Below are 21,655 nucleotides of genomic sequence, written 5' to 3' on the forward strand. Positions count from 1 at the left end.
ACCGCATTATGTTCTCATTTAACAAACGCAGCTTTTATAGCGTTAGCCGCGCCTTACACATATACCTTTCAACGGCCTTATTCTTTTTGCTTATTTTATTTTGTGTCAGTGGCATCATTCTTAACCACGTTAGTTGGCTCGAAAATGATAAACATAATGGTCAGAACCAACTACTTGTTTCTGCAGAGCTATTCGAAAAAGCACAAGCAAACCTCGACACATTACCAAGCCTTTACCCTGAAATAGAGCAATACATGCAACAGCAGTTTTCACTCAGCAATGTAAAGAGTATTGAGTGGGAAAAAGAAGATGCCTTGGTAATGCTCGACTACCCGCTTCCGGCTGGCTTTGCCTATGCCGAAATCGATTTTCAAACCGGTGAACTTAATATTGATTATCAAACTGGTGGCTTTATGAGTCTGATTGGTGACTTACACAAGGGCCGCCATACAGGCGAAGCATGGAGCTGGGTGATTGATATCTCAGCTGTTTTGATGATTCTGTTTGCTATTACCGGATTATTTATTCTCTTTCAAAACCGTAAAAAACGTGCCGCAGGCCTTTGGTTAACGCTGCTTGGTGTTGCCACGCCTTTGGTTATTTATCTAGTTTGGGTGCCTCAACTTAAAGGAGTATCTTAATGAAAAAAGCCCACTTACTCGTTGCTCTACTAATTGGCTGTTTATTCAGCCCACTGAGCTTTGCAAAAGATCCCAACCTAACCGTTGAATTTACCTTACCTGAGCTAGATGTTTCTCCATATCATCGCCCTTACGTGGCGTTATGGCTAGAAACACCTGAACGTAAACACGTTACCACTATTGCACTTTGGGTCGAAAAAGCTGAATGGTTTAAAGACTTACGTCAGTGGTGGCGAAAAGCAGGTCGTAGCAACGACAGCTTTGATGGTGTAACAGGTGCAACAAAACGCCCAGGCACTTACACCATTGAGTGGCAAGGTAAAGATTTAAAGGGCAACCCAGTTAAACCTGGTAGCTACCTACTAAATGTTGAAGTTGTACGTGAAGAAGGTGGCCGAGATTACACCCGCGTTGAAATCGACTTAACGAAAGACGGCAAAGTCACAATTAAAGGCGAAAAAGAGTTCGCGACTAGCTTTGTTACCATTACCAGTAATTAAGGACAAACAATGAAATTAAAATTATTAAAAACGGCGCTGATCGGCGCCGTGACCTTCACAGCAATTGCATCTGGCTATGCACAAGCACATGCCCGTTGGTTAATGCCATCTCACACTTCTTTATCTGGTGAGAAAACTCACTATGTGATGATCGATGCCAGTATTTCTAATGAGTTATTTAGCCCAGATAAAGCATACCGTCCAAAACAAAAAGGCGCAGAGTATGACGACAACTTATTAATTGCCCTTGCTCCAAATGGCAAGCCGGTTGAAGAAACGATTCGTGCATACTATTTAAAACGCAAAAACTCAGCGGCAGTGAGCTTAACGCAAGACGGTACTTACCATATTGCTATGCAGCAAAAGCCAATGCTAATGACTTTCTATAAAGATAAAGACGGCAATCGCGGCCGTGTTTTCGCAGGTAAAAAAGAAGCAGACCTACCAGCAGGCGCAACCGACGTGCGCACTGTAAAATCAATCGCAACTGTTGATACTTTTGTTAGCCGTAATGGTACTTCTAAGCCAACATTGCTTGGTCAGGGCTTAGAAATTTCAGGCCCTACTCACCCGAACGATCTATTTGCTGGTGAAGAAGCTAAGTTCCAATTACTAATGGATGGCAAACCAGCTGCTGACGTTGAGCTTGCTATTGTTCGTGGTAGTGCTCGCTACCGTAATGAGCGTGACGAAGTTAAAGTAACAACCGATAAAAAAGGTTTCTTTACTGTGACATTCGCTCACGCCGATATGTATTTGATTGAAGCATCTGTTGATCAAAAACCAGCAGAAGCAGATATCGATAACGTTCGTTACTCATTATTCACAACGCTTGAAGTAGCGCCTGAATAATATGCTGATTAGGCCTTAGCAAAGGCCTAATTCGACTTTCGAGGAAGGCTGTAGTCAACCGTGTGATCGCAGCTACCGTCTTTCTCGCAATCATTTACCCCATCACCATCGACATCCCAGCTTGGGTGCATGCCTTTTAATGTATTTTTTAATACCGTGATATCGGCTGTAAATTCACTTTGCTCATCACGGCGCGCAGCATTGCGCATTAGAAACACTCGAATCACATAATCGCCATTATTAGGAATTTTAACCTCGGCATGATCACCTTTTGCCGGGCCAACAAACAAAGCAGTTGGGTTGCCTTTTGGTAAAATATTAAAGTAGTTGCTTAAATTTGATGGAGAAAAATCAACCTTTAAAGTAGTGCCTTTATTAAGGTTAATTTGATATTCCAGCATCTCATAACCTTTAATTGTGTCTTTAACTTGCCAGCTTTGCTGCACCGCAATATCTGAAGCTAGCAACTCATAATGACGACTATTTGGTAAATTTTGTTCGGCAAACACTAAGCTACTTGTAGCCACCGAAAAACAAAACCCTATTAATAACAACAACTTCATATTCAACCTCCTTTTAAATTCTTTTTTAAAGAATGATAAACGCTAATTTTACAATTTTTAATTCTTTTAAAGTGAACTTATAGTTACTCCATCGCAGACACACTGCTTAACTAAACAGGATACCTACTATGAAACTTTTTACTTTAATCTCAGCTCAACCACACTTACAAAATATTAGCACTTTATTGGCTCGTATTGGTTTATCGGCCATCTTTTTACTAACCGGCTTTAGCAAAATAGAATTCTTTGATGCAACAGCACAGTACATGGCATCAGTAGGTTTACCAGAGTTCTTACTGCCGTTTGTAATTGCCTTTGAAATTGTTGGCGGATTATTTATTTTACTGGGCTTTTTAACACAACTAACCGCTGTCGCTTTTGCTGGTTTCAGCCTAGTTAGTGCTTTGTTATTCCACTTTCAGCTTGATGATCAAATGCAATTTTTAATGTTCTACAAAAACATTGCAATGGCAGGCGGCTTTTTAGCATTAGCCAGTGTTGGTGCAGGCAAAATCAGCCTAGATCAACTAGTGTTAAAACGTAGTCAGGCATAATATTTATCCCAGCCAATAACCTAGGTTATTGGCTGAATTTGTTTTTAAGAGGGCGCGAATATGGCAACGTTATTAACAGCAACCAGCCATGATATTGGTGGGCTCGATGTAAAACGCATCTTGCCTCATTTTGACAAAAAAATGGTTGGCCCATTTATCTTTTTTGACCACATGGGGCCAAATCACTTTCCTCGCGGTGAAGGCATAAATGTGAGGCCTCACCCTCATATTGGCCTATCAACGCTCACTTATTTATTTACTGGCAGTATTTACCATCGCGATTCGCTAGGTAATAGCCTGCAAATAGAACCCGGCGATGTTAACTGGATGACCGCAGGTCGCGGTATAGTGCACTCAGAAAGAGAAAGCCTTGAAGTGCGGGCGAGCGAGCACGACATTAATGGTCTGCAATGCTGGGTTGCTTTACCTGAGAGCATGACCGAAATAGCACCACGCTTTGAGCATATCAAAAAACAGCAGCTGCCTGAGAGAGTCGAAAAAGGCGTGCTGATGCGACTCATTGTCGGTGATGCCTATGGCTTAAGCTCACCGGTGAAAAACTACTCACCGATGTTTTATGTCGATACAGTAGCAGAGCAAGGTAGCCATATTACTAAACCGCACCCTCATCATGAAACCGCCGTGTATGTTATTTATGGTGAAATTAGTGTGGGTGATACTCGCTATACCCAAGGCGACTTTGTGCTACTTGATGACAGCGAACACGAAATAACGACACTGGTGCACAGCCGCTTTATTTTACTTGGTGGCAGTAAATTTAATAAAGTCCCGTATTTACATTGGAATTTTGTCGCTTACAGCAAAGAGCGCATCGAGCAAGCAAAACAAGATTGGCAAGCACAGCGCTTTGCTAAAATCCCCGGTGATGAGCTTGAGTATATTGAGTTGCCCTCACCTAAAAAGTAAACTTTTTCAGCATTTACAGGTACTATTAGGTAGTTAAGTAAGCAAAGGAACATCATGCTAAGAATTACGCTAGAACAGTGGCGCATGTTTCGTGCTGTTGTTGAATTTGGAGGCTTTAACCAAGCCTCACAAGGTATTCATAAAAGCCAGTCGAGTATTCATAATGCAGTTGGCAAAATTGAATCTGCACTCGATGTAAAGTTATTCAGCATTCAAGGCCGTAAAACCGTGCTCACTGAAGCCGGCGAAATGATGCTGCGCCGTGCTAATTACTTACTTGATGAGGCAGCTAAAGTTGAGGCCATTGGGCAAACCTTGGGTGAAGGTATCGAAAGTAAGTTACGCATTGCTGTTGATGCTATTTTCCCACAGCAGCTGCTTTATAAAGTACTTAACGACACGTCATCGCAATACCCGCAACTGCGTATTGAGCTGCATGAATCTGTGCTAATGGGGGGCAATGAGCTGCTCGAAAACGATCAGGTTGATATTGCCATTACCGGCTTTCCAATTGCAGCAAACTTTCACGAAGAGTTATGTGATATCGAGTTTATTGCTGTAGCACACCCAGATCACCCCTTGCATGAGATAGAGCGTGAAATCACCCTCGAAGATTTAAAATCACACCGCCAAATTGTAGTTCGCGATTCAGCGAATAAGCACAAACAAGATGGTGGCTGGTTAGGTGCCGATCAACGCTGGACTGTTACTCATTTACGCACTTCAATTGATATGATCAGTAATGGACTGGGCTTTGCGTGGTTACCAAAAGTCGCGATAGAAAAACAACTTGCGGCAGGGCAAATGAAAGCACTTAATTTAACCCATAACAGCAGTCGCAGCGCTAAGTTACATTTACTCTTTAAAGACGGTGACAAACTGGGTCCTGCAGCACGCTCGTTTATTGGCGAGTTGCGTTATCAAGTAATGGAAAATCTATAGCTTCAAGGGCGTTTCAGCAATACCTTTAACGCCCGGCTCGAGAATAAACACGCCACCACTGTGAGGGTAATCAGCGAGCACTGAGTCTTCTAGCCCTACTGCCGCAGTTGTCACCGCCAGGTGCGTGAGCTCTTCACCGACAAATGCGACACTCGTAACACGCGGTGCGGGTAAGCGAATAAACTGTACTTGCTCACCGTTTGGGGCAAAACGATACACGCCATAACCATTCCATGCAGCAACCCAAAGATGATCTTCGCTATCAACTGTCATGCCATCAGGAAAACCCATATTGTCAGTAAAGCGAATAAACTCTTGTTTATCTGTAAGCTCGCCATGCTCATTCAGAGTGAAGCGGTAGATTGTTTGTTTATCTGAGTCTGTAGAATATAGAAACTGACCATTTTTACTTACCGCAGGCCCATTGCTAATGGTGTAGTCATGATCAACCGCTGTCGGAGCCTGACCATGACCAAAACGGTATAACTTGCCACTATTGGTTTGCTCTTGAGAGTCCATTGAGCCAAAAAAACCAAAGCCTTGGCGAGACGTTTTACCATCGTTTAAGCGGTTTTGTGAGGGTTCGTGATCGATTGAGTAAAGAAGTTCGCGGCTAAAGTCTTCACTATTTAGCTTATAAACGCCTTTGGCAAAGCCTGCGATTAATTCAGCTTGCTCGGTTTCCATCACCCAACAAATCGGTTCTGGCATAGTAAACTGGCTAACGCGCATCGATTGACACTGCAAACGAAACAAACGCTGCCCTAAAATATCGACCCAAAATAAACAGTTATGTGCCTTAGCAAAATAGGCACCTTCGCCCAATTGGCATTGGCTAGAAATGATTACTTTAATGGTGTCATCGAGCATAGGCTTCATTACACAAACTGCTGAACTATTCTCATTCTATCTGTGTATGAAAATAAGTGCTAGACCAGATAAGCCAGCAACCAGCAAGATTATGCCGCGAATGGCCTTTTCATTGAGGTTATTGTTGATCACAAACGACAAGCCCCAGCCAATTAAAATAGCGGGTAAGCAGAAAAAGAACAGCTTCACATCAGCCATATCGGCAGAGCCTGTCAGCATCAATACAATAATGCCAAACAAGTTTATAAATACAAAAAAGGCACTCAGGTTTGCTTTAATTTTGTCTTTATCTTCAGCTTGATAGAGTAGCCCCATCGGCGCGCCACCGGCTGACGTTGTGGTACCTAAAAAGCCCGACGACATTGACGCAAGTAAGCTTGTAATGGTGGAAATTTTCGGTTTCATACCTATGATAGACAATGCCACCACTACCAAAATACTCACTCCTAGCAAGAGTTGATACTGCTTCGCATTGACATACCACATCACCACAGCAGCAAGGATAACTCCCACTGCACCACCAATAATGGAAATGCCTGTTTGTTTCATGTCTATCGCGCCGCGGTGTTTAATCATTAACACCGACGTTAAAAACAGCGCATTCAGAATCATTGGCCCAGGCACCAGCTCTGGCATCAACCAGTAAAGTACAGGCACACATAGCATGCCTAAACCAAAGCCAATAACACTTTGCAGGCAAGCGCCAATAATCAGAATTAAATAAACAAGTACAAAGTCGGTCAAACTTTCTTACCACCTTCCTAAGTATGAGCTCTTTTGATTCTATAACCCATATTTTATTATTATAGTATCATTTGAATTATGTAAAAATTTTTATTGCAAGCTAGTTGTTTTGCGATTGTTTCGCAAAATTATGTCCAACCTGCATCCACTATCAATGATTGTGCTGTCATCATTCGGCTGTCATCAGCGGCCAAAAACAATGCCGCATTTACCACATGGTCTGGTTGAATTGTTTCGTTAATACACTGACTTAAACGAACATCTTCAATCATTTCTGGGGTTAGCCAATGAGTAATTTGGCGCTCTGTCATCACCCACCCCGGAACCAGTGAATTCACACGAATATTGTCTTTACCATATGAAGCAGCCAATGAACGGGTTAAACCTTCAATTCCTGCTTTAGCAGTTGTATAGGCTGGCATACCTGTTTGCTTAATACGCCAGCTTACCGACCCCATATTGATAATGCTACCGCCGCCTAGACGCTGCATGTGTTCAACCACAGCTTGCGATGAAAAGAAACACGGGCGCAAGTTAACGGCAAACTTATCTTCCCAATATTTCACATCCATATTTTCAGCGGCATGACGGGTGTCATCGGCTGCGTTATTAATTAACACACCTATGTCACCCTGTTGCTGACGAGTTTGCTCAATGGCCGCTTTTAAGGCTTCAACATCACGAATATCGCAATGGATAAACTGCGGGTCAAACTCATATTTGCCAGCTAATTTTGCGCATAACGCATCGCTTTGCTCAGTTGCAATATCAACAAAGGTGACTTTCGCGCCCTGCTCGCAGAACCGCGTTACCATTACTTCACCAATTCCCGATGCACCACCAGTAATAAACACACTCTTACCAGCAAGGCTTGGGTAAACTGTTTTTAGCTCGTTCGAATTTGGCATGATAACCTTTTGTTTTAAAGTAATTACAACGTCAAAAAGTGATACTTATTGAGCCGCTTCTTTTTCGGCGATTTCTTTTTCAATAAACGCCATTGCTTCATCAATCATGTACGTCATCATGTTTTTAGCACGCTCAGGGTCGCCGCTCGCAATCGCGTTATACACTTTAAAGTGCTCTTCAGCGATTGCCTTTTTATTGCCCTTAGCAGGTGTAGTATGCTGAATACTTACATGCAGAGCCGTGCTAATAAAATCACGTAATTGATAGAAAAAACGGTTACCACTGGCATGCAAAATAGCTGTATGGAAAGCAAGGTCTGGCTCATGCATTACGCCTTCTGGCTCTTCTGCTGCCGCTTGCATTTTATCTAGTGCCATTTTAATTTCTGCAATGGCTGCTTGGTCGCCTTTTCTTGCTGCAAGTGCTGCTGCTTGTGGCTCAATCGCCAAGCGCACTTGTAGAAATTCTTTAAGTACGTAAAGTGATGGGCTGCTTTCCAACAACCATTTTAATACGCTTGTGTCGTATAAGTTCCAGTTCTCCGCCGACTCAACACGAATACCTTGTCGTGGACGAGAAGAAATCAGTCCTTTTGCAGCAAGCATTTTCACTGCTTCACGAACAGCTGTGCGGCTAATACCATACACTTCACAAAGTTGTGCTTCGGTTGGTAGCCCCGTTTCAGTGTTATAATCACCAACAATAATTGCTTTACCAAGCTCATTGGTAACTTGTTGTGATAGGTTTAAATTTTCTAAACGCGCCATGTGTGTTCCTCAAAAGATCTGAGTAATATGATACATCTATAAAGCTATTCCGTCATCCTGGAAATAATTGATTAAAATCAATAACAAGCAAAAAACAACCTAATACAAGTGTCTATATTTCGAACAGCATAGTCACCATTTCACCTACAGACTGTCACCTTATTTTAACAAATCTCTTTCACTCAGCTTATTTATAATATAATATTTTTATTCAACAACTAAAAAAGCAAAATTCTCTTTCAAAATTAGGTGGAACACACGATGGTCGAACTAAGTACCTTAGACTGGGCAGTGCTAGCAGGATTCTTCGTCCTGTTACTAGGCGTTGTCGTGATGTCTATGCGACAAAAAGAAGAAGACACCGCTGATTACTTTTTAGCGGGTCGTAATGCAAGTTGGTTAGTGATTGGTGCCTCTATTTTCGCATCGAACATTGGCTCGGAACATTTAGTGGGCCTTTCAGGTTCAGGTGCACAATCGGGTATGGCACTGGCTCACTGGGAGATGCAATCGTGGATCATTCTACTGCTCGGTTGGATTTTCGTACCTTTCTATTGGAGTAGTAAAGTCTACACCATGCCTGAATTCTTAGAGCGCCGCTTTAACTCTAAATCACGTACCTTCTTATCTGTTATCTCATTGATTAGTTATGTACTAACCAAGGTTGCGGTAACGGTTTATGCCGGCGGTATCGCATTTAAAACAATATTAGGTATTGAGAGCATTTGGGGCATCGACTTCTTCTGGATTTCAGCTATTGGCCTAGTGGTTATCACCGGTATTTATACGGTACTTGGCGGTATGAAAGCCATTATGTGGACCTCGGTGTTGCAGACCCCTGTACTCATTATTGGCTCCTTAGTCATATTAGTTGTTGGTCTAGATAAAGTAGGTGGCTGGGCAGAAGTTGAGCGTATCAACGATGCTAATATGCACCTTATTCGCAGTGCTTCAGATGCTGAGTTCCCATGGCCTGGCATTGTATTTGGTTCATTCATTATTGGTTTTTGGTATTGGTGTACCGACCAATACATCGTACAACGTGTTTTATCTGCAAAAGGCATTAAAGAAGCGCGTCGCGGCACCATGTTTGCTGGTTACCTAAAATTACTTCCTGTATTTATCTTCTTAGTACCAGGCATGATTGCATACGCATTGAATGTTAAAGGTATTATTAGCTATGAAAGTGCTGACCAAGCTTTCCCAACTTTAGTTGCTGAGCTATTACCAGCCGGCGTAAAGGGGATTGTAATCGGTGGTTTAGTAGCGGCTCTTATGAGCTCTTTAGCATCATTATTTAATTCATCTGCAACCTTATTTACCATTGATTTCTATAAGAAATTTAAACCAGAATCATCTGAGAAGCACCTTCTGAAAGTAGGCCGTATTGCCACTATCGTGATTGTTGTATTAGGTCTTCTGTGGATACCCGTCATGAGCTTAATTGCCGATGTGCTTTATGAATATCTGCAAAGTGTGCAGTCTCTTATTGCACCAGGTATTGCTGCGGTATTTTTACTAGGTTTATGTAGTAAACGCATCACTCCAACAGCGGGTTTTGTGGGCTTAGTATCAGGTTTTGTGCTTGGTATGATCCGCTTAGTCTTGCTGCCATTTAAAGATGATTTAACAGGTTCATCATTTGCGTGGATCACCACAATGAACTGGTTATATTATTGTATTCTGCTATTTGTCGTGGTCGTTGCGATTATGATTGTGGTAAGTATTTTCACCAAACAAGCAGACGAAGAACAATTGAAGGGTCTTACTTTCTCAAGCCTAGATAAAGCAACTATGAAAGAAGTAGCTGCCGGCTTAGATAAGTGGGATTACATTCATACCGCGGGTATTATTGGTATTACTGCCTTTATTTACTACCGCTTCTGGTAATCGTTCGTTCCCAAAGTTGTAGGGCGCCAATTGGCGCCCTTTTTTAATCAGCGAGTTCTGGTGAAAACACTGGAAAACCGTTTTTATCCCACGTAATAATGCGTGCTCGCGCATGGCGATTTGGGTCTGTAAGCGGTGAGCCTTTCAGCTCTTTATAGTCACGGCTGTGATAAATCATTAAATCGGTTACACCATCTTCAGCTTTTACAAAACTGTTATGCCCAGGGCCAAAACGACCTAGCTCAGCATTGGTGGTGAACAACGGCTCAGCCTTTTTATGCCAGCTAGCAGGGTCAAGTAAGTCAGCATTCACATCTGCCCATAGCAAGCCCATCGCATATCGATGATCGGTGGCACTGGCTGAATAAGTGACAAATATTTTATCGCCATGAGTGATAACAGCAGCACCTTCGTTCACCTTATAGCCTTGCACTTCCCAATCAAGGGTTGGCTCAGTAATCGCGATAATGGGTTCTTTAATTGATGTTGGTGAGTCCATTTCAGCTAACCATAAAGCTGAGTTGTAAGTTGCAGGCTGGTTCTGCTGCGCCCAAATCATGTAGCGCTTACCCTTGTGCGTAAAACTTGTGGCATCAAGCGAAAAACTATCAAGGTGGCTAGTTACTTGCCCCATTTCTTGCCACTCACCTTGCATCGGATTAGCACTGTCGTTTTTAAGTGCATACATGCGAATACTGAACGGTTTTTCGATATCACCTGCGGCGAAGTAGATATACCAACTGCCATCAATCTTATGTAGCTCAGGGGCCCAAATATTGACACTCATTGGGCCTTTATCGCGCTTTTGCCAAATAACCTTCGGCTCAGCTAATTTTAAATCGTTTAAACGACAAGCTTGGCGTAGCTCAATTTCATCAAATTTCGGCGAACTACCTATAAACGTGTAACAGCCACTTTTATCATCACGAACTAACCAAGGATCAGCACGTTTGAGTACAATGGGGTTATCAATTGGCGCTAAAGTCTTGCTACTATTAGCATCAGCAAGGGCTGACAATGGCGAGGCACTTAACGCACTAAGAAGCGTTAGCCGAGATAATTTTTTGAGCATAATGTGTCCTGTATTTCGTCTCGATTTTATTGTTAATATTGTATTACATATTATATAGTAGCTGAATGAACACAAGAGTTAAAACAACAAAAGGTATTCAAGCATGAGACCCGTAAGTAAGGTGACACACGCAATGAAGTGGCTTTCAACAGGGCTACTTTTTTCTGCCGCAGCCGTTTCTGCAAAGCAAGTTGAAGTACACGATCCGGTGATGACCAAAGAAGGCGACACGTACTATGTATTTAGCACAGGCCCTGGTATTACCTATTATGAATCGAAAGATTTAACCAACTGGAAACTCACAGGCCGCGTTTTTAAAGACGAGCCAAGTTGGGCAAAGCGTATTTCACCAAGCTTTGATGGCCACTTATGGGCACCCGATGTGTATGAGAAAAATGGTAAGTTTTACCTTTATTACTCAGTCTCTGCATTTGGCAAAAACACTTCGGCAATTGGTGTAACGGTTAACGAAACCCTTGACCCATCATCACCTGATTACAAGTGGATTGACTACGGCATAGTGGTTGAATCAGTACCTGAGCGTGACGATTGGAACGCTATCGACCCTGCAATAATCGAAGATAAGAATGGTACACCGTGGATGAGCTTTGGTTCGTTCTGGGGCGGCCTTAAACTAGTAAAACTTGATGATGACATGGTGCGCTTAGCAAAACCTGAAAAATGGCATCACATTGCGAGTCGTCCAAACACGGAACATGGCCCGATTGAAGCACCTTATATCTTTAAAAAGAACGGCTATTACTACCTATTTGTTTCGTTTGATAAATGCTGCCGTGGCGTAGAGAGTACTTACAACGTACGCGTAGGTCGAAGCAAAAACATCGAAGGCCCATATTTAGATCAACAAGGTCGCTCTATGGTTGATGGCGGTGGCAGTTTAGTTATTGAAGGTAATAAAGACTGGGCTGCTCTTGGTCATAATGCTGCGTACACCTTTGATGGTAAAGACTATTTAGTATTACACGCCTACGAAACAGCCGATAACGGCGTGCAAAAGCTACGTATTTTACCTATGAGCTGGAAAAACGATTGGCCGGTTGTTAACCCAGCCGACCTAAATAAGCTTAAAACCAAGCTTAAAAAGTAATTATTCAACACACAAAAAACCTGCAAAATTGCAGGTTTTTTATTTGCTTTAATGACCTCGTTTGAGGTTGAAAGTAGGTGTTATCAACTAAAATCAATCAAAGTAATATCAACGAGCATGGGGCTTTGGCAGTCTTGCTGATGCTTTTCTTCAATAAATGCGCTGTACACATCACGCGCCAAATGCGCAGGTATTAGCACCTCAAAGCGGCTGCCTTTATTCATTAGTTGCAATGCTTCTTGCAAGCCCACTATCGCCTCTGCAATTTCGTACTCTACAGCAGCACCTTGCTTTCGAGTATCAAACAACACCCGACCATTTGTAAGGGTAACGCGTTGATGCACAGTCACAGTGGCATCCCAACTAGGTTTATCCCCCTGACCTTGCTCAATCACTCTATAACCAAGCCCTGTCGGCGTTTGGTAAAAACTGTGTTGCTCAGCGCTGTTATCTAAAAGCGACGGTAAAACATGCTCTTTAGCCGTCGCAAATACATCGTTGCTTAACATAGCCAACTCTTTATTGTGCGTTGATTAAACGAATACCATAGATACCACCGGCAACAGAGTCTTTGTCGGCAGCAAAACGTAAGGTAAGCGTTTTCGACTTTTTCATTGCCTCTGTTAATGGGTAATCAATGGTGTAGAACTCATCAGTCGGCTTGCCTACAGGCAAACTAACCGCAGCTAATTGCTCACCATTTAAATTAATTGAGAAATGACGATCTACATCGCCAATAAAATAGCGAACACGCAAAGCAACCGCTTTTTGTTCTGGGTTGCTAAGCTGATACTCAAACCAACCTGTCGCATCGCGCCAATGATGACCATTATTAACACCCGCACGAGTTCCTTCACCTTTAAAGTCGTGTTCGACTTCAGGTTGTTGCTCACCCGGCGTAATTTGATCAACGGTTAATAAACGAAGCTGCTCTTTCGCTTGCTCAGCCGCTTTTGCATCGGCAACAAATTGTGTGAACTCAGCTTCACTTTGCTGCGGCCAATACACTTGATAGCGACTATCGTGTAAGCGGAAGAACGGAATTAGCTCTGTGCTCTTAGTGTTATCGATACCTTGCTTGGCAATCGCCACATTTTTATCGGCGATAAATGCGAGCTCTTGGCCCGGTTTACGAGTAAGATCGGCAATAAATTTTTCTGGCTCACTCAGCATGATTGGTAGAGCCTCTGGCGGACAAGTCGGCCCCGCGGCGATATGGCCCATGCGGCTATTATCGGCAACAAAGTTAAGCTGCTCATTTGCAAATGCTTGTACTTTGGTAGCCATTACAACAGGCCCATACATCACAGAGTAATAATGCTGGCCATCAGGTAGCTGCTCAGTATAAAGCTTAGGACTAAGCTCAAAGGCAAGCTTATCACCGCTTTGCCATGCATGGCTGATACTGTAATAACCGTCTTTTTCGGTTGCGCTTACAGCTTTTCCATTTAAAGTAAAGCTCAGCTCACCTTGCTGCCAAGACGGTTTACGAATATGAATTACCGACTCAGCACTTTGCCCCTCAGACAAACGATTCACGGTCAGTGAAACCTTGTTATCATCTGGAAATTGGCTGTCTTGCGTGATCTGCAAACCCTGCTGTTGCCAATTTAACGTGCTTGGAATAAACAAGTTCACCCATAGCTCTTTACCGGTATTGCTATAAATCAGCTCACCATATTTGCTGTGATTCTCAATACCTGAGCCTACGCAGCACCACATTGAATCTTGCACTGACGAATACATGCGGTAATGCCCAGGGCGCATTGAGGTAAAGTAAACAAGACCGCCATGCTCTGGGTGTTGTGACGATAAAATATGGTTATATGTGGCGCGCTCATAATAGTCTAAATAGCGCGTATCGCCGGTTTTTAAGAACAATAACTTACTCAGTTTCATCATGTTGTAAGTGTTGCAGGTTTCTGGACCTTCAACATCTTCAACCATTGGTGTGAAGTCACTTTTATCATGAAAGTGCTCACGTACCGAGTTACCGCCAATTGATACTGAGCGCTCTTGGCTGACTGTTTTCCAGAAAAAGTCAGCACCTTGCTGCCATGCTTTATCATCGCTGGCATTTGCGACCTTCAACATACCAATAATTTTTGGAATTTGCGTATTGGCATGCAGGCCAGTTAACTTATCTTCTTTGTGTAATAAGGGTTCAATAATGATGTTATGAGAGAACTGACGCGCTAGCTTTAAGTAGCGCTCATCATCACTGATAAAGTACATATCAGCAAACACATCATTTAAGCCACCATGCTCTGAATAAAGCATTTGTTGAATTTGTTCATCAGTTAGCTTAGCTGTGGTCGCTAAGAACCATTCGCCTAACTTAAATAGCATTTGTTTGGCTTTATCACTGCCTGCTACGTCGTATGCATCACGCAAACCATGGAAAATTTTATCTATGTTATAAAGCGGCACCCAGCGGTCATTCAAGCTGAATAAATCAGCTTTGATTTCACCCTTTTCAATCTGCTGCCACATTTCATCGCCATTTGGGATACCGCCTAAGTAACCACCAGTGGCTTGTTGAGCGCGATCCAGCTCGCTTAGCATATAATCTAAACGCTGCTTTAATTCTTCGTCACCTGTGGCTGCCCACGCAAGGCTTAAAGCTGAAAGATAATGACCGCCAATATGGCCATCAAGGCCAGTGCTTTCCCAGTTGCCATAGTTAGGCGCTTTTGGCTCAAGGCCGGCTTCACGCAGGTAAGGAGCAAGTAACTGATCAGGATGAAGTGCTAATAAATAACGCACATTCGTTTGCTGTGCATGCAAAAACGGGCTGGCGCTTAAACTTACTTGGTTTAGGGCAAATAAATGTTGTTCGCTGGTATGTTCAGCATGCTCCACAGCAGCAGTTTGTTTACTGTCTGTTGGCTGCTCACTGCAACCGGTCACAGTTAAAATTGCAGCGCAAACGCTTGCTAAATAGCTAAACTTGAATGTGTTCATACTGTTGTCTCCCAGCGAGTTGTTATTTTAAAGAGCAAAGCGCACACACTTATTTAGTGTGTGCGTTTAAAGAGTGGTTATTTTGGTAGGCGCTTATGAATAACCATATCCGTATAGTACTCATCGGTAATTTTATATTTTTTCAAGATCAGACCTAGCAAGGCGTGGAATACACCAGGAATGATGGTTAGCATCAGTGCTAAGCCCATTAGGGTAAATTCGGTTTGCTCAACGTTAGGCTTGTACTCAAAAAATGCCAGTAATAAACCACCTGCTAAGCCCGCTAAACCGCCCCCGGCTTTTTGGCAGAATGAAATGCCACCAAACGATAGACCCGATGCACGAACGCCGTCTTTAATTTCACCGTAATCAACGGCTTCAGCAATGGCAGACCAGAACACTGGCGCATGTAAATCAACCACAAATGACAAGATGATATAAAGCACAAACGCCGTCATTACATCGCCCGGTTGCACTACAAAATACATTAGCAATGAGATGAATAGCACGGCGATTTGTGATTGACGGAATAGCTTCATTTTACAGTAACGCTGGGTGATCCACGTACTTGCCACCATTGAGACAATAGATGCTGCAATACCCGCACTGGTAAAGGCACCTGCTAAATCTGGTACACCTAAGTAATAGGTTGCGTAATACATAGCAACACTGCCACGAATCGCATAACCAAGCGTACCAAGCACACATGCTGCACACAGTAGTAACCATTGGTCGTTTTTAATAAGTACTTTTAATTGCGTAAGTACACCTTCGGTTTGTGGCTCATGGGTAATACGTTCGCGAGTAGTAAAGAAGCAAAACAAAAATAGTGCTACGGCACATGCCGATACCAATGCCATTGCCAGTTTATAACCATACGACAAGCTGCCATCTCCCCAATATGAGGCAAGTAGCGGCACTGAAAATACGATCACTACATTAGCAATCTTAGCGAAGAACATACGGTAGCCATTGGCCGACAAACGCTCTTTTGGATCGGCAGTTAATACACCAATGTAAGAGATATAAGGAATAGCAACACCGGTAAACATCAAGGTCGCAAACAAGTAAGTGGCATAAGCCCACGCTAACTTCATGTTGTAGTCGAAATCAGGCGTGGTAAATAACAGTACGACCGATAAACCATAAGGCACAGATAAAAATAAGAACCAGTGACGGAACTGACCCCAACGGGTTTTCACTTTGTCGGTGATCACCCCCATTAATGGATCGGTAAAGGCATCAACAAAACGCGCCACTAAGAACAACACACCCATATCAACCGGATCAAGTCCGTAGATATCGGTGTAAAAGAAAGACATAAAATAGAATAACGCTGCAACCATGACATTTACTGCCATGTCGCCGGCGCCAAAGCCGACCTTTTCTACAACGGATAACTTTTGAGATTCCATACAACAACACCCTAATTGGTCAATAATGAGCCGCCGCTCACTATTTCAAGCAATGCTAAAAAGCTTTCAACATTGCGTATCAAATAAATTTATAGCCCTAGATATTACACAGCTTGGCCATTGCGTTCGTTATTTTTGTAAATTTAATGCTAATCTAATTAATAGTATTATCATACTTATTAAATCGCAACTCTTTTCGACCGATGGTTTGGTTTATAAAAACCAATAAAAAACCCCAGCAAAGCCGGGGTTTTTAGGTCTATAAAAGAAATTTAGAAAGAATAACGTGCGCCTAGTGCGAATGTACGTGAGTAGATACCGTTACCAAAGTTAAATAGGTTGTCGTTACCTTCACCGTAGTAGCTCTGATATACGTCATCTAGGATGTTCGTTGCATCAAAGGTTACAACAAAGTCATCATTCACATTGTAGCTAAATTGGAAGTCTAAGCTTTGCTCAGGACGATTCCAAAACTGAATCGGGTTAGCAAAGATTGCCGCTTCATTACCTGTGTAGAACTCAGAACGCCATACATAAGATAAGCGCATATCGAATGAGTCACGCTCGTAGATACCTACGATGCTGTAAGATTCATCAGAAACACCTGTCATTTGCGAATCTACATAACCAGAAATTTCACCTAGCTCATTGAATTCTGGTGTATCTTGTTCTGAATCAAGCATCGTGTAGCTTGCTTGCACACCAAAGCCGTTTAAGTACTCTGGTAAGTTTTCTGGGAAGTAAACTAAACCAACTTCTAAACCAGACAGTTCACCGTTTGAAGCATTCACTGGTGCACTCAATACGTATGGACGTGTTACGCCATCATCGCCTTCGCGCACAACTTGCTTACGACCTGCAACAACTAAGCCTTCGATTTCACGGTAAAAGTAAGCCGCGTAAAGTGAGCTTGTATCTGCGAAGTACCATTCAAGTGATACGTCGTAGTTCTTTGACTCTGTTGGTTTAAGCTCTGGGTTACCACCATTACCTGTACCGTATGTAGCACCTTCTGTTAATGGATCGTACCAGTATTGCAGCGCGTTCAAGTCAGCAAAGTTAGGCATACGTAATGTTTCTGTGTACGCAACACGACCCACTACATCATCAGTGATGTTCCAGTTAAGTACTAAGCTTGGTAGTAATGCGCTGCTATCTGCACTTGCTGAGCTTTCTTCAAATACATTTGAGTTCATGCCGCCAGACTCAGCAACAAAGTCCATGTCTTGCTCGTAGCTTACATAACGTAAACCAAACTCACCGCTAATATCTTCCGTTAAGAAGAAGTTAGTTGTTGCATACAGCGCGTATGAGTTTTCTTCGATATCAAATGTTTTGTATACGTCTTCAGCTTCAAGGCCGTATACGCTACGAACAGCATCACCGTTATCTAGCATGTAACCACCGTCAGCAGTTACAAAGCTGTCGAAGACGTCAGCACGGCCATCGAAATAATCATCAACTTGGAACACAATACCAGAACCATCACCAGATGCCCCAGCTGCAGCTAATTGCTCAATTAAGCTAGCTACAGATGTGTTTGCAATGCCAGTATCTTGACCACGAGTGTACTCTTGCGCAGTTCGTTTTTCGTAACGGCCACCGAATTTCACTTTATCAAAATAAGTACCACCAATTAGGTATTCAGCATCAAATGTGAAAGTTAATGCATCACCCGCGTTACCGCCGCCATTGTCATAAATAGTGCCAGCATTCCAGTTTTCGATAGCAGCCATATCAGCTTCGTTTACCGCTGTGTTTGGATCATCCCAAAACGCGATGCCTGGTACGCCGTCTTTATCATTAAAATCAACGTCAAGACCCGTCGCTACACGATCAAAACGCATTGCGAAGAAATCTGTTTCGTACTCACTGTCTTGGTAAACAACTTCAGTGTTGATAGTTAGGTAATCGCTTGCTAGCCACTCTGCACCTAGCGCATATAAGTAGCTATCTGTTTTACCATATGAAAAGTCACCACTTTGGAAACCGCCAGCGCCAATCGCTTGCTTTTCTTTAATTACATTAGTGCCATCAAACACAGTTGGTGTTTCAATAAAGCCGTTACCATTTTCAAACGTATTTGAGAACCACATCGCGTTTTGCGATTCGTTTTCGTAACCTGTGTAGAAACCTTCAGCTGTGATTTCTAGGGTTTCATCTGGTGCCCACTGTAAAGATACAGACGCAGCCGGGCGCTTACGAAGACCAGTATATGAAGTACCAAAAATAGCATCACGTGCAAGTAGGTATTCTGTTGGCTCGCCATTTACGTCTAAAGTAGAACCAGCCGCAGTAGGTAGACCTAACTCAGTACCTTGAGTCCAGAATTCATTTGGAACACGTGAATACGGTGAGTAGTTGTATTGTGGCTTATCAGTAAAGAATGGGAATGCAGCACCCGCTGTGATGGTGTCATCGCGGTAATGTGTTTCAGCGTATGAAAGATTAACTAATGCACCAAACTCACCTGCGCCGTCGATTTCCCAGCGGTTAGAGAGTAATGCACTGATATTTGGATCAATTTCATCTGGTTGATCTGAGTAAATCGCACGTGCTGCTAAAACAACTTTTTCACCTTCGAAGTTGAAAGGGCGGTGAGTTTTAATATCAATCGCACCTGCGATACCGCGTTCGATTTGGTCCGCCGAACGGGTTTTATAAACTGTTACGCCTGAAAGTAAACTTGCAGGAATGTCTTGCAGCGCCACATCACGACCCGCACCTGTAAAGATAGCGCGACCATTAACTGTGGTATTAACATCAGTAAGACCACGGATTGAAACCGCGCTTACTTCACCAGCACCACGGCCAGTTGTTTGTACACCCGTTACACGTTGTAATGCTTCAACTACGTTATTATCAGGGAATTTACCAATATCTTCAGCAACAATTGCATCCACGATTTGAACGCTTGCACGTTTTTCATCTAACGCTTTGTTTAAACTGCCGCGAATACCTGATACTTGAATAACTTCCATCTCATCGACGTTATTCTCAGGAGTGTTTGGTGCTTCCTCCTGTGCAAAAGCAAATTGACAGGTAAATGCCATAACTACAGCACTGGCTATGTGTGTTCTTTTAAACATAAGCGGTGTTCTCCAAATTATAGTTATATCGGTCCGCTGAACTTTCCCCATTCAGTTACCGAAGAGTGACCACTGCATTGTGCATCGTGTGTTGTCAAAACGGTGCGCGAGTGTGTCTATATTTTTATGTTAATACATTGCTGCCTGAACTTTAATCATATTGTATGATTATTTAACAGTCAACTCAAAAAGCCAAATTAAAATAACTGCCATTATGTTTACAAAAAACGTTGCAATTATAGCATGTTACAAACTCAAAGCATGCTGCGTTTTTGATTTGGGAATTTATTAAGACCCATTATTATCAGCCACTTAGCGATTGTTCGTTTGCTTATTTAATTTGTCTTTCACTCATCCAGAGCAACAAAAAAGGGCTAACAAGTTATTTACCCAGCGTATTTTGATGCTACTATGATTAAAATACAATAATACAATATAGAGTTATTTTTTGCTGCACTTTTACTGGTTTGTTTCGATGTAAACAATCAGTTACTCAGTATAATCAGGCGTACACTGTGTATTATCTGGTCACTTAGAGAGAGCTCTGGGTCGAAAAAGCTGCAGTTCAAACAACAATTATTAGTTACTAAGGACACTCATGAAGAAATTGAAAGCGTTAGCGCTACCATTACTTTTTTCGAGCAGCTTAGCTGTTGCACAAAACCCATTATTTACCGATGTATTTACTGCAGACCCTGCTGCACTTGTTCACAATGACACCGTATACCTTTATACAGGCCATGATGAAGCACCTAATAATGACGTGTTTTTTGAAATGCATGACTGGTTAGCCTTTTCATCAACAGATATGGTGAACTGGAAAAAACACGGCCCAATCATGAAAGCAACAGACTTTAAATGGGCTAAAGGTGAAGCATGGGCTTCACACATGATTGAGCGTGATGGCACTTTCTACTTCTTTACAACCGTTCGTCACAACGACACAAAACCAGGTTTTGCAATTGGTGTTGCAACTTCTAAGTCACCAACAGGTCCATTCAAAGATGCGATTGGTCACGCACTGGTTACCGATGACATGACCAAGCATACGCCAAATGATTGGGACGACATCGACCCTGCTATTTATACAGAAGAAAACGGCGATACTTACATGTTCTTTGGTAACTTAATGCCAAAATACGTAAAGCTAAGCGACGACTTGCTGTCTCTTGATGGTGAAATTAAAACGCTAGACTTACCTAACTTTACCGAAGCGTTATGGGTTCATAAGAAAAACGACAACTACTATGTATCGTACGCATGTGAGTTCCCTGAGAAGATCTGTTATGCCATGAGCAAAAGCATTCATGGCCCGTGGGAATATAAAGGTATCTTGAATGAGATCGCAGGTAACAGCGAAACCAACCACCAATCAATTATCGAATACAAAGGTAAAGACTACTTTATTTACCATACTGGTGCCGTACCACCAATTGATGGCAAACCAAGTGGCGGGCGTTTTCGCCGTTCAGTGGCGATTGAGCCGCTTTATTACAACGAAGATGGCACACTTAAACGTATTATCATGACCACTGAAGGTCTAAGTAAACAAGACAAGTAATATTAAAAAGGGCTCTTTAAGAGCCCTTTTTAGTGCTCAAATGTAATACAAATAAACAAATTTACCGGAAAATCCTCACTTGCAGATCATCAAAAAACTTCCCTAATAGAGCAAAAACAGCGAAAAAAACGCCAAAACTGGCAACTTGAAAAAATTAAAATCACGCTGCACATATTGTAAACACTGATACTTCGTGTTTACATATCAATTACCTTTGCAAAAGTATTTGCACATTTTAAATCGTACTATAAAATTACAATACTACGTTCTTATTAGTTTGATATAGG

At 42.4% G+C, this 21,655-nt stretch carries 19 protein-coding genes; 9 read left to right on the plus strand and 10 right to left on the minus strand.

Translation table 11 applies throughout. The features are described from left to right. The first annotated feature begins 8 nt into the window (after nt 1–8). The 3 genes from HUS61_RS13000 to HUS61_RS13010 are packed head-to-tail and all read left to right on the plus strand — an operon-like array spanning nt 9 to nt 1,993. On the plus strand, nt 9–641 hold the full coding sequence (locus HUS61_RS13000) for a PepSY-associated TM helix domain-containing protein (protein ID WP_058586042.1): 633 nt from the start codon (nt 9–11) through the stop codon (nt 639–641). Continuing rightward, nucleotides 641–1,141, plus strand: coding sequence for a DUF2271 domain-containing protein (locus tag HUS61_RS13005; RefSeq protein WP_055198551.1), 501 nt, complete (start codon nt 641–643; stop codon nt 1,139–1,141). The genes HUS61_RS13000 and HUS61_RS13005 overlap by 1 nt, the downstream gene beginning before the upstream one ends. Before the next feature lie 9 nt (nt 1,142–1,150). Then, nucleotides 1,151–1,993, plus strand: a complete 843-nt coding sequence (locus HUS61_RS13010) for a DUF4198 domain-containing protein (protein ID WP_175079643.1) — start codon at nt 1,151–1,153, stop codon at nt 1,991–1,993. A 26-nt stretch (nt 1,994–2,019) separates the two neighbouring features. Here the strand turns inward: HUS61_RS13010 and HUS61_RS13015 are convergent, their stop codons facing one another. Further along, nucleotides 2,020–2,556 (minus strand): hypothetical protein, encoded by a 537-nt coding sequence (locus HUS61_RS13015; RefSeq protein ID WP_175082633.1) that lies wholly within the window; start codon nt 2,554–2,556, stop codon nt 2,020–2,022. A 128-nt stretch (nt 2,557–2,684) separates the two neighbouring features. Here HUS61_RS13015 and HUS61_RS13020 point away from each other — a divergent pair, with 128 nt between their 5' ends. From HUS61_RS13020 to HUS61_RS13030, 3 genes are read left to right on the plus strand one after another with little or no spacing between them, the layout of a single operon-like run. Then, complete coding sequence (locus tag HUS61_RS13020; RefSeq protein WP_054562973.1) at nt 2,685–3,110, plus strand: DoxX family protein; 426 nt, start codon at nt 2,685–2,687, stop codon at nt 3,108–3,110. Nucleotides 3,111–3,170: 60 nt separating this feature from the next. After that, entirely contained in the window at nt 3,171–4,037 is an 867-nt protein-coding gene (locus HUS61_RS13025; RefSeq protein WP_175082634.1) for a pirin family protein, read from the plus strand. A 54-nt stretch (nt 4,038–4,091) separates the two neighbouring features. Further along, the gene (locus tag HUS61_RS13030; RefSeq protein WP_054562975.1) at nt 4,092–4,979 is read left to right on the plus strand and encodes a LysR family transcriptional regulator; all 888 of its coding nucleotides are present in this window, start codon (nt 4,092–4,094) and stop codon (nt 4,977–4,979) included. On the opposite strand, the gene HUS61_RS13035 is transcribed toward HUS61_RS13030, so the two are convergent. The 4 genes from HUS61_RS13035 to HUS61_RS13050 form a co-directional block, all read right to left on the minus strand. Then, nucleotides 4,974–5,858, minus strand: a complete 885-nt coding sequence (locus HUS61_RS13035; protein ID WP_258536002.1) for an SMP-30/gluconolactonase/LRE family protein — start codon at nt 5,856–5,858, stop codon at nt 4,974–4,976. The genes HUS61_RS13030 and HUS61_RS13035 overlap by 6 nt on opposite strands. Nucleotides 5,859–5,885: 27 nt before the next feature. Then, complete coding sequence (locus HUS61_RS13040) at nt 5,886–6,593, minus strand: sulfite exporter TauE/SafE family protein (protein ID WP_055020595.1); 708 nt, start codon at nt 6,591–6,593, stop codon at nt 5,886–5,888. 128 nt (nt 6,594–6,721) lie between these two features. Next, complete coding sequence (locus HUS61_RS13045; protein WP_175082635.1) at nt 6,722–7,501, minus strand: SDR family NAD(P)-dependent oxidoreductase; 780 nt, start codon at nt 7,499–7,501, stop codon at nt 6,722–6,724. Between the two features lie 45 nt (nt 7,502–7,546). Next, entirely contained in the window at nt 7,547–8,269 is a 723-nt protein-coding gene (locus HUS61_RS13050) for a FadR/GntR family transcriptional regulator (RefSeq protein ID WP_063527568.1), read from the minus strand. Nucleotides 8,270–8,530: 261 nt separating this feature from the next. On the opposite strand from HUS61_RS13050, the gene HUS61_RS13055 reads away from it, so the two are divergent. Further along, the gene (locus HUS61_RS13055; RefSeq protein ID WP_055020596.1) at nt 8,531–10,159 is read left to right on the plus strand and encodes a sodium:solute symporter; all 1,629 of its coding nucleotides are present in this window, start codon (nt 8,531–8,533) and stop codon (nt 10,157–10,159) included. 43 nt (nt 10,160–10,202) lie between these two features. On the opposite strand, the gene HUS61_RS13060 is transcribed toward HUS61_RS13055, so the two are convergent. Continuing rightward, nucleotides 10,203–11,231, minus strand: coding sequence for a family 43 glycosylhydrolase (locus tag HUS61_RS13060; RefSeq protein WP_175082636.1), 1,029 nt, complete (start codon nt 11,229–11,231; stop codon nt 10,203–10,205). A 133-nt stretch (nt 11,232–11,364) separates the two neighbouring features. Here HUS61_RS13060 and HUS61_RS13065 point away from each other — a divergent pair, with 133 nt between their 5' ends. Beyond that, nucleotides 11,365–12,339 (plus strand): arabinan endo-1,5-alpha-L-arabinosidase, encoded by a 975-nt coding sequence (locus HUS61_RS13065; RefSeq protein WP_258536003.1) that lies wholly within the window; start codon nt 11,365–11,367, stop codon nt 12,337–12,339. Nucleotides 12,340–12,422: 83 nt separating this feature from the next. On the opposite strand, the gene HUS61_RS13070 is transcribed toward HUS61_RS13065, so the two are convergent. The 4 genes from HUS61_RS13070 to HUS61_RS13085 form a co-directional block, all read right to left on the minus strand. Then, complete coding sequence (locus HUS61_RS13070) at nt 12,423–12,848, minus strand: FKBP-type peptidyl-prolyl cis-trans isomerase (protein WP_175082638.1); 426 nt, start codon at nt 12,846–12,848, stop codon at nt 12,423–12,425. 10 nt (nt 12,849–12,858) lie between these two features. Beyond that, nucleotides 12,859–15,303: a glycoside hydrolase family 127 protein gene (locus tag HUS61_RS13075; RefSeq protein ID WP_175082639.1), complete on the minus strand. Its 2,445-nt coding sequence runs from the start codon at nt 15,301–15,303 to the stop codon at nt 12,859–12,861. A 77-nt stretch (nt 15,304–15,380) separates the two neighbouring features. Next, nucleotides 15,381–16,718 carry an MFS transporter gene (locus tag HUS61_RS13080; RefSeq protein ID WP_054562984.1) on the minus strand — a complete coding sequence of 446 codons (1,338 nt, stop codon included), beginning with the start codon at nt 16,716–16,718 and terminating at the stop codon, nt 15,381–15,383. A 272-nt stretch (nt 16,719–16,990) separates the two neighbouring features. Continuing rightward, the gene (locus HUS61_RS13085) at nt 16,991–19,807 is read right to left on the minus strand and encodes a TonB-dependent receptor (RefSeq protein WP_175082640.1); all 2,817 of its coding nucleotides are present in this window, start codon (nt 19,805–19,807) and stop codon (nt 16,991–16,993) included. A gap of 598 nt (nt 19,808–20,405) precedes the next feature. Between HUS61_RS13085 and HUS61_RS13090 the strand changes: the two genes are divergently transcribed. Next, a complete protein-coding gene (locus tag HUS61_RS13090) occupies nt 20,406–21,368 on the plus strand; it encodes a glycoside hydrolase family 43 protein (protein ID WP_054562986.1) in 963 nt (320 codons plus the stop codon). Nucleotides 21,369–21,655 lie beyond the last annotated feature (287 nt).

It is taken from the genome of Pseudoalteromonas sp. 0802, from assembly GCF_013350085.1.
Lineage (GTDB): Bacteria > Pseudomonadota > Gammaproteobacteria > Enterobacterales > Alteromonadaceae > Pseudoalteromonas.

Bases quoted from the DNA above. Each gene is read 5' to 3' on its own strand.
- HUS61_RS13000 (WP_058586042.1), top strand. From the start codon at position 9: ATGTTCTCATTTAACAAACGCAGCTTTTATAGCGTTAGCCGCGCCTTA.
- HUS61_RS13005 (WP_055198551.1), top strand. From the start codon at position 641: ATGAAAAAAGCCCACTTACTCGTTGCTCTACTAATTGGCTGTTTATTC.
- HUS61_RS13010 (WP_175079643.1), top strand. From the start codon at position 1,151: ATGAAATTAAAATTATTAAAAACGGCGCTGATCGGCGCCGTGACCTTC.
- HUS61_RS13015 (WP_175082633.1), bottom strand. From the start codon at position 2,556: ATGAAGTTGTTGTTATTAATAGGGTTTTGTTTTTCGGTGGCTACAAGT.
- HUS61_RS13020 (WP_054562973.1), top strand. From the start codon at position 2,685: ATGAAACTTTTTACTTTAATCTCAGCTCAACCACACTTACAAAATATT.
- HUS61_RS13025 (WP_175082634.1), top strand. From the start codon at position 3,171: ATGGCAACGTTATTAACAGCAACCAGCCATGATATTGGTGGGCTCGAT.
- HUS61_RS13030 (WP_054562975.1), top strand. From the start codon at position 4,092: ATGCTAAGAATTACGCTAGAACAGTGGCGCATGTTTCGTGCTGTTGTT.
- HUS61_RS13035 (WP_258536002.1), bottom strand. From the start codon at position 5,858: ATGAAGCCTATGCTCGATGACACCATTAAAGTAATCATTTCTAGCCAA.
- HUS61_RS13045 (WP_175082635.1), bottom strand. From the start codon at position 7,501: ATGCCAAATTCGAACGAGCTAAAAACAGTTTACCCAAGCCTTGCTGGT.
- HUS61_RS13050 (WP_063527568.1), bottom strand. From the start codon at position 8,269: ATGGCGCGTTTAGAAAATTTAAACCTATCACAACAAGTTACCAATGAG.
- HUS61_RS13055 (WP_055020596.1), top strand. From the start codon at position 8,531: ATGGTCGAACTAAGTACCTTAGACTGGGCAGTGCTAGCAGGATTCTTC.
- HUS61_RS13060 (WP_175082636.1), bottom strand. From the start codon at position 11,231: ATGCTCAAAAAATTATCTCGGCTAACGCTTCTTAGTGCGTTAAGTGCC.
- HUS61_RS13065 (WP_258536003.1), top strand. From the start codon at position 11,365: ATGAAGTGGCTTTCAACAGGGCTACTTTTTTCTGCCGCAGCCGTTTCT.
- HUS61_RS13070 (WP_175082638.1), bottom strand. From the start codon at position 12,848: ATGTTAAGCAACGATGTATTTGCGACGGCTAAAGAGCATGTTTTACCG.
- HUS61_RS13075 (WP_175082639.1), bottom strand. From the start codon at position 15,303: ATGAACACATTCAAGTTTAGCTATTTAGCAAGCGTTTGCGCTGCAATT.
- HUS61_RS13080 (WP_054562984.1), bottom strand. From the start codon at position 16,718: ATGGAATCTCAAAAGTTATCCGTTGTAGAAAAGGTCGGCTTTGGCGCC.
- HUS61_RS13085 (WP_175082640.1), bottom strand. From the start codon at position 19,807: ATGTTTAAAAGAACACACATAGCCAGTGCTGTAGTTATGGCATTTACC.
- HUS61_RS13090 (WP_054562986.1), top strand. From the start codon at position 20,406: ATGAAGAAATTGAAAGCGTTAGCGCTACCATTACTTTTTTCGAGCAGC.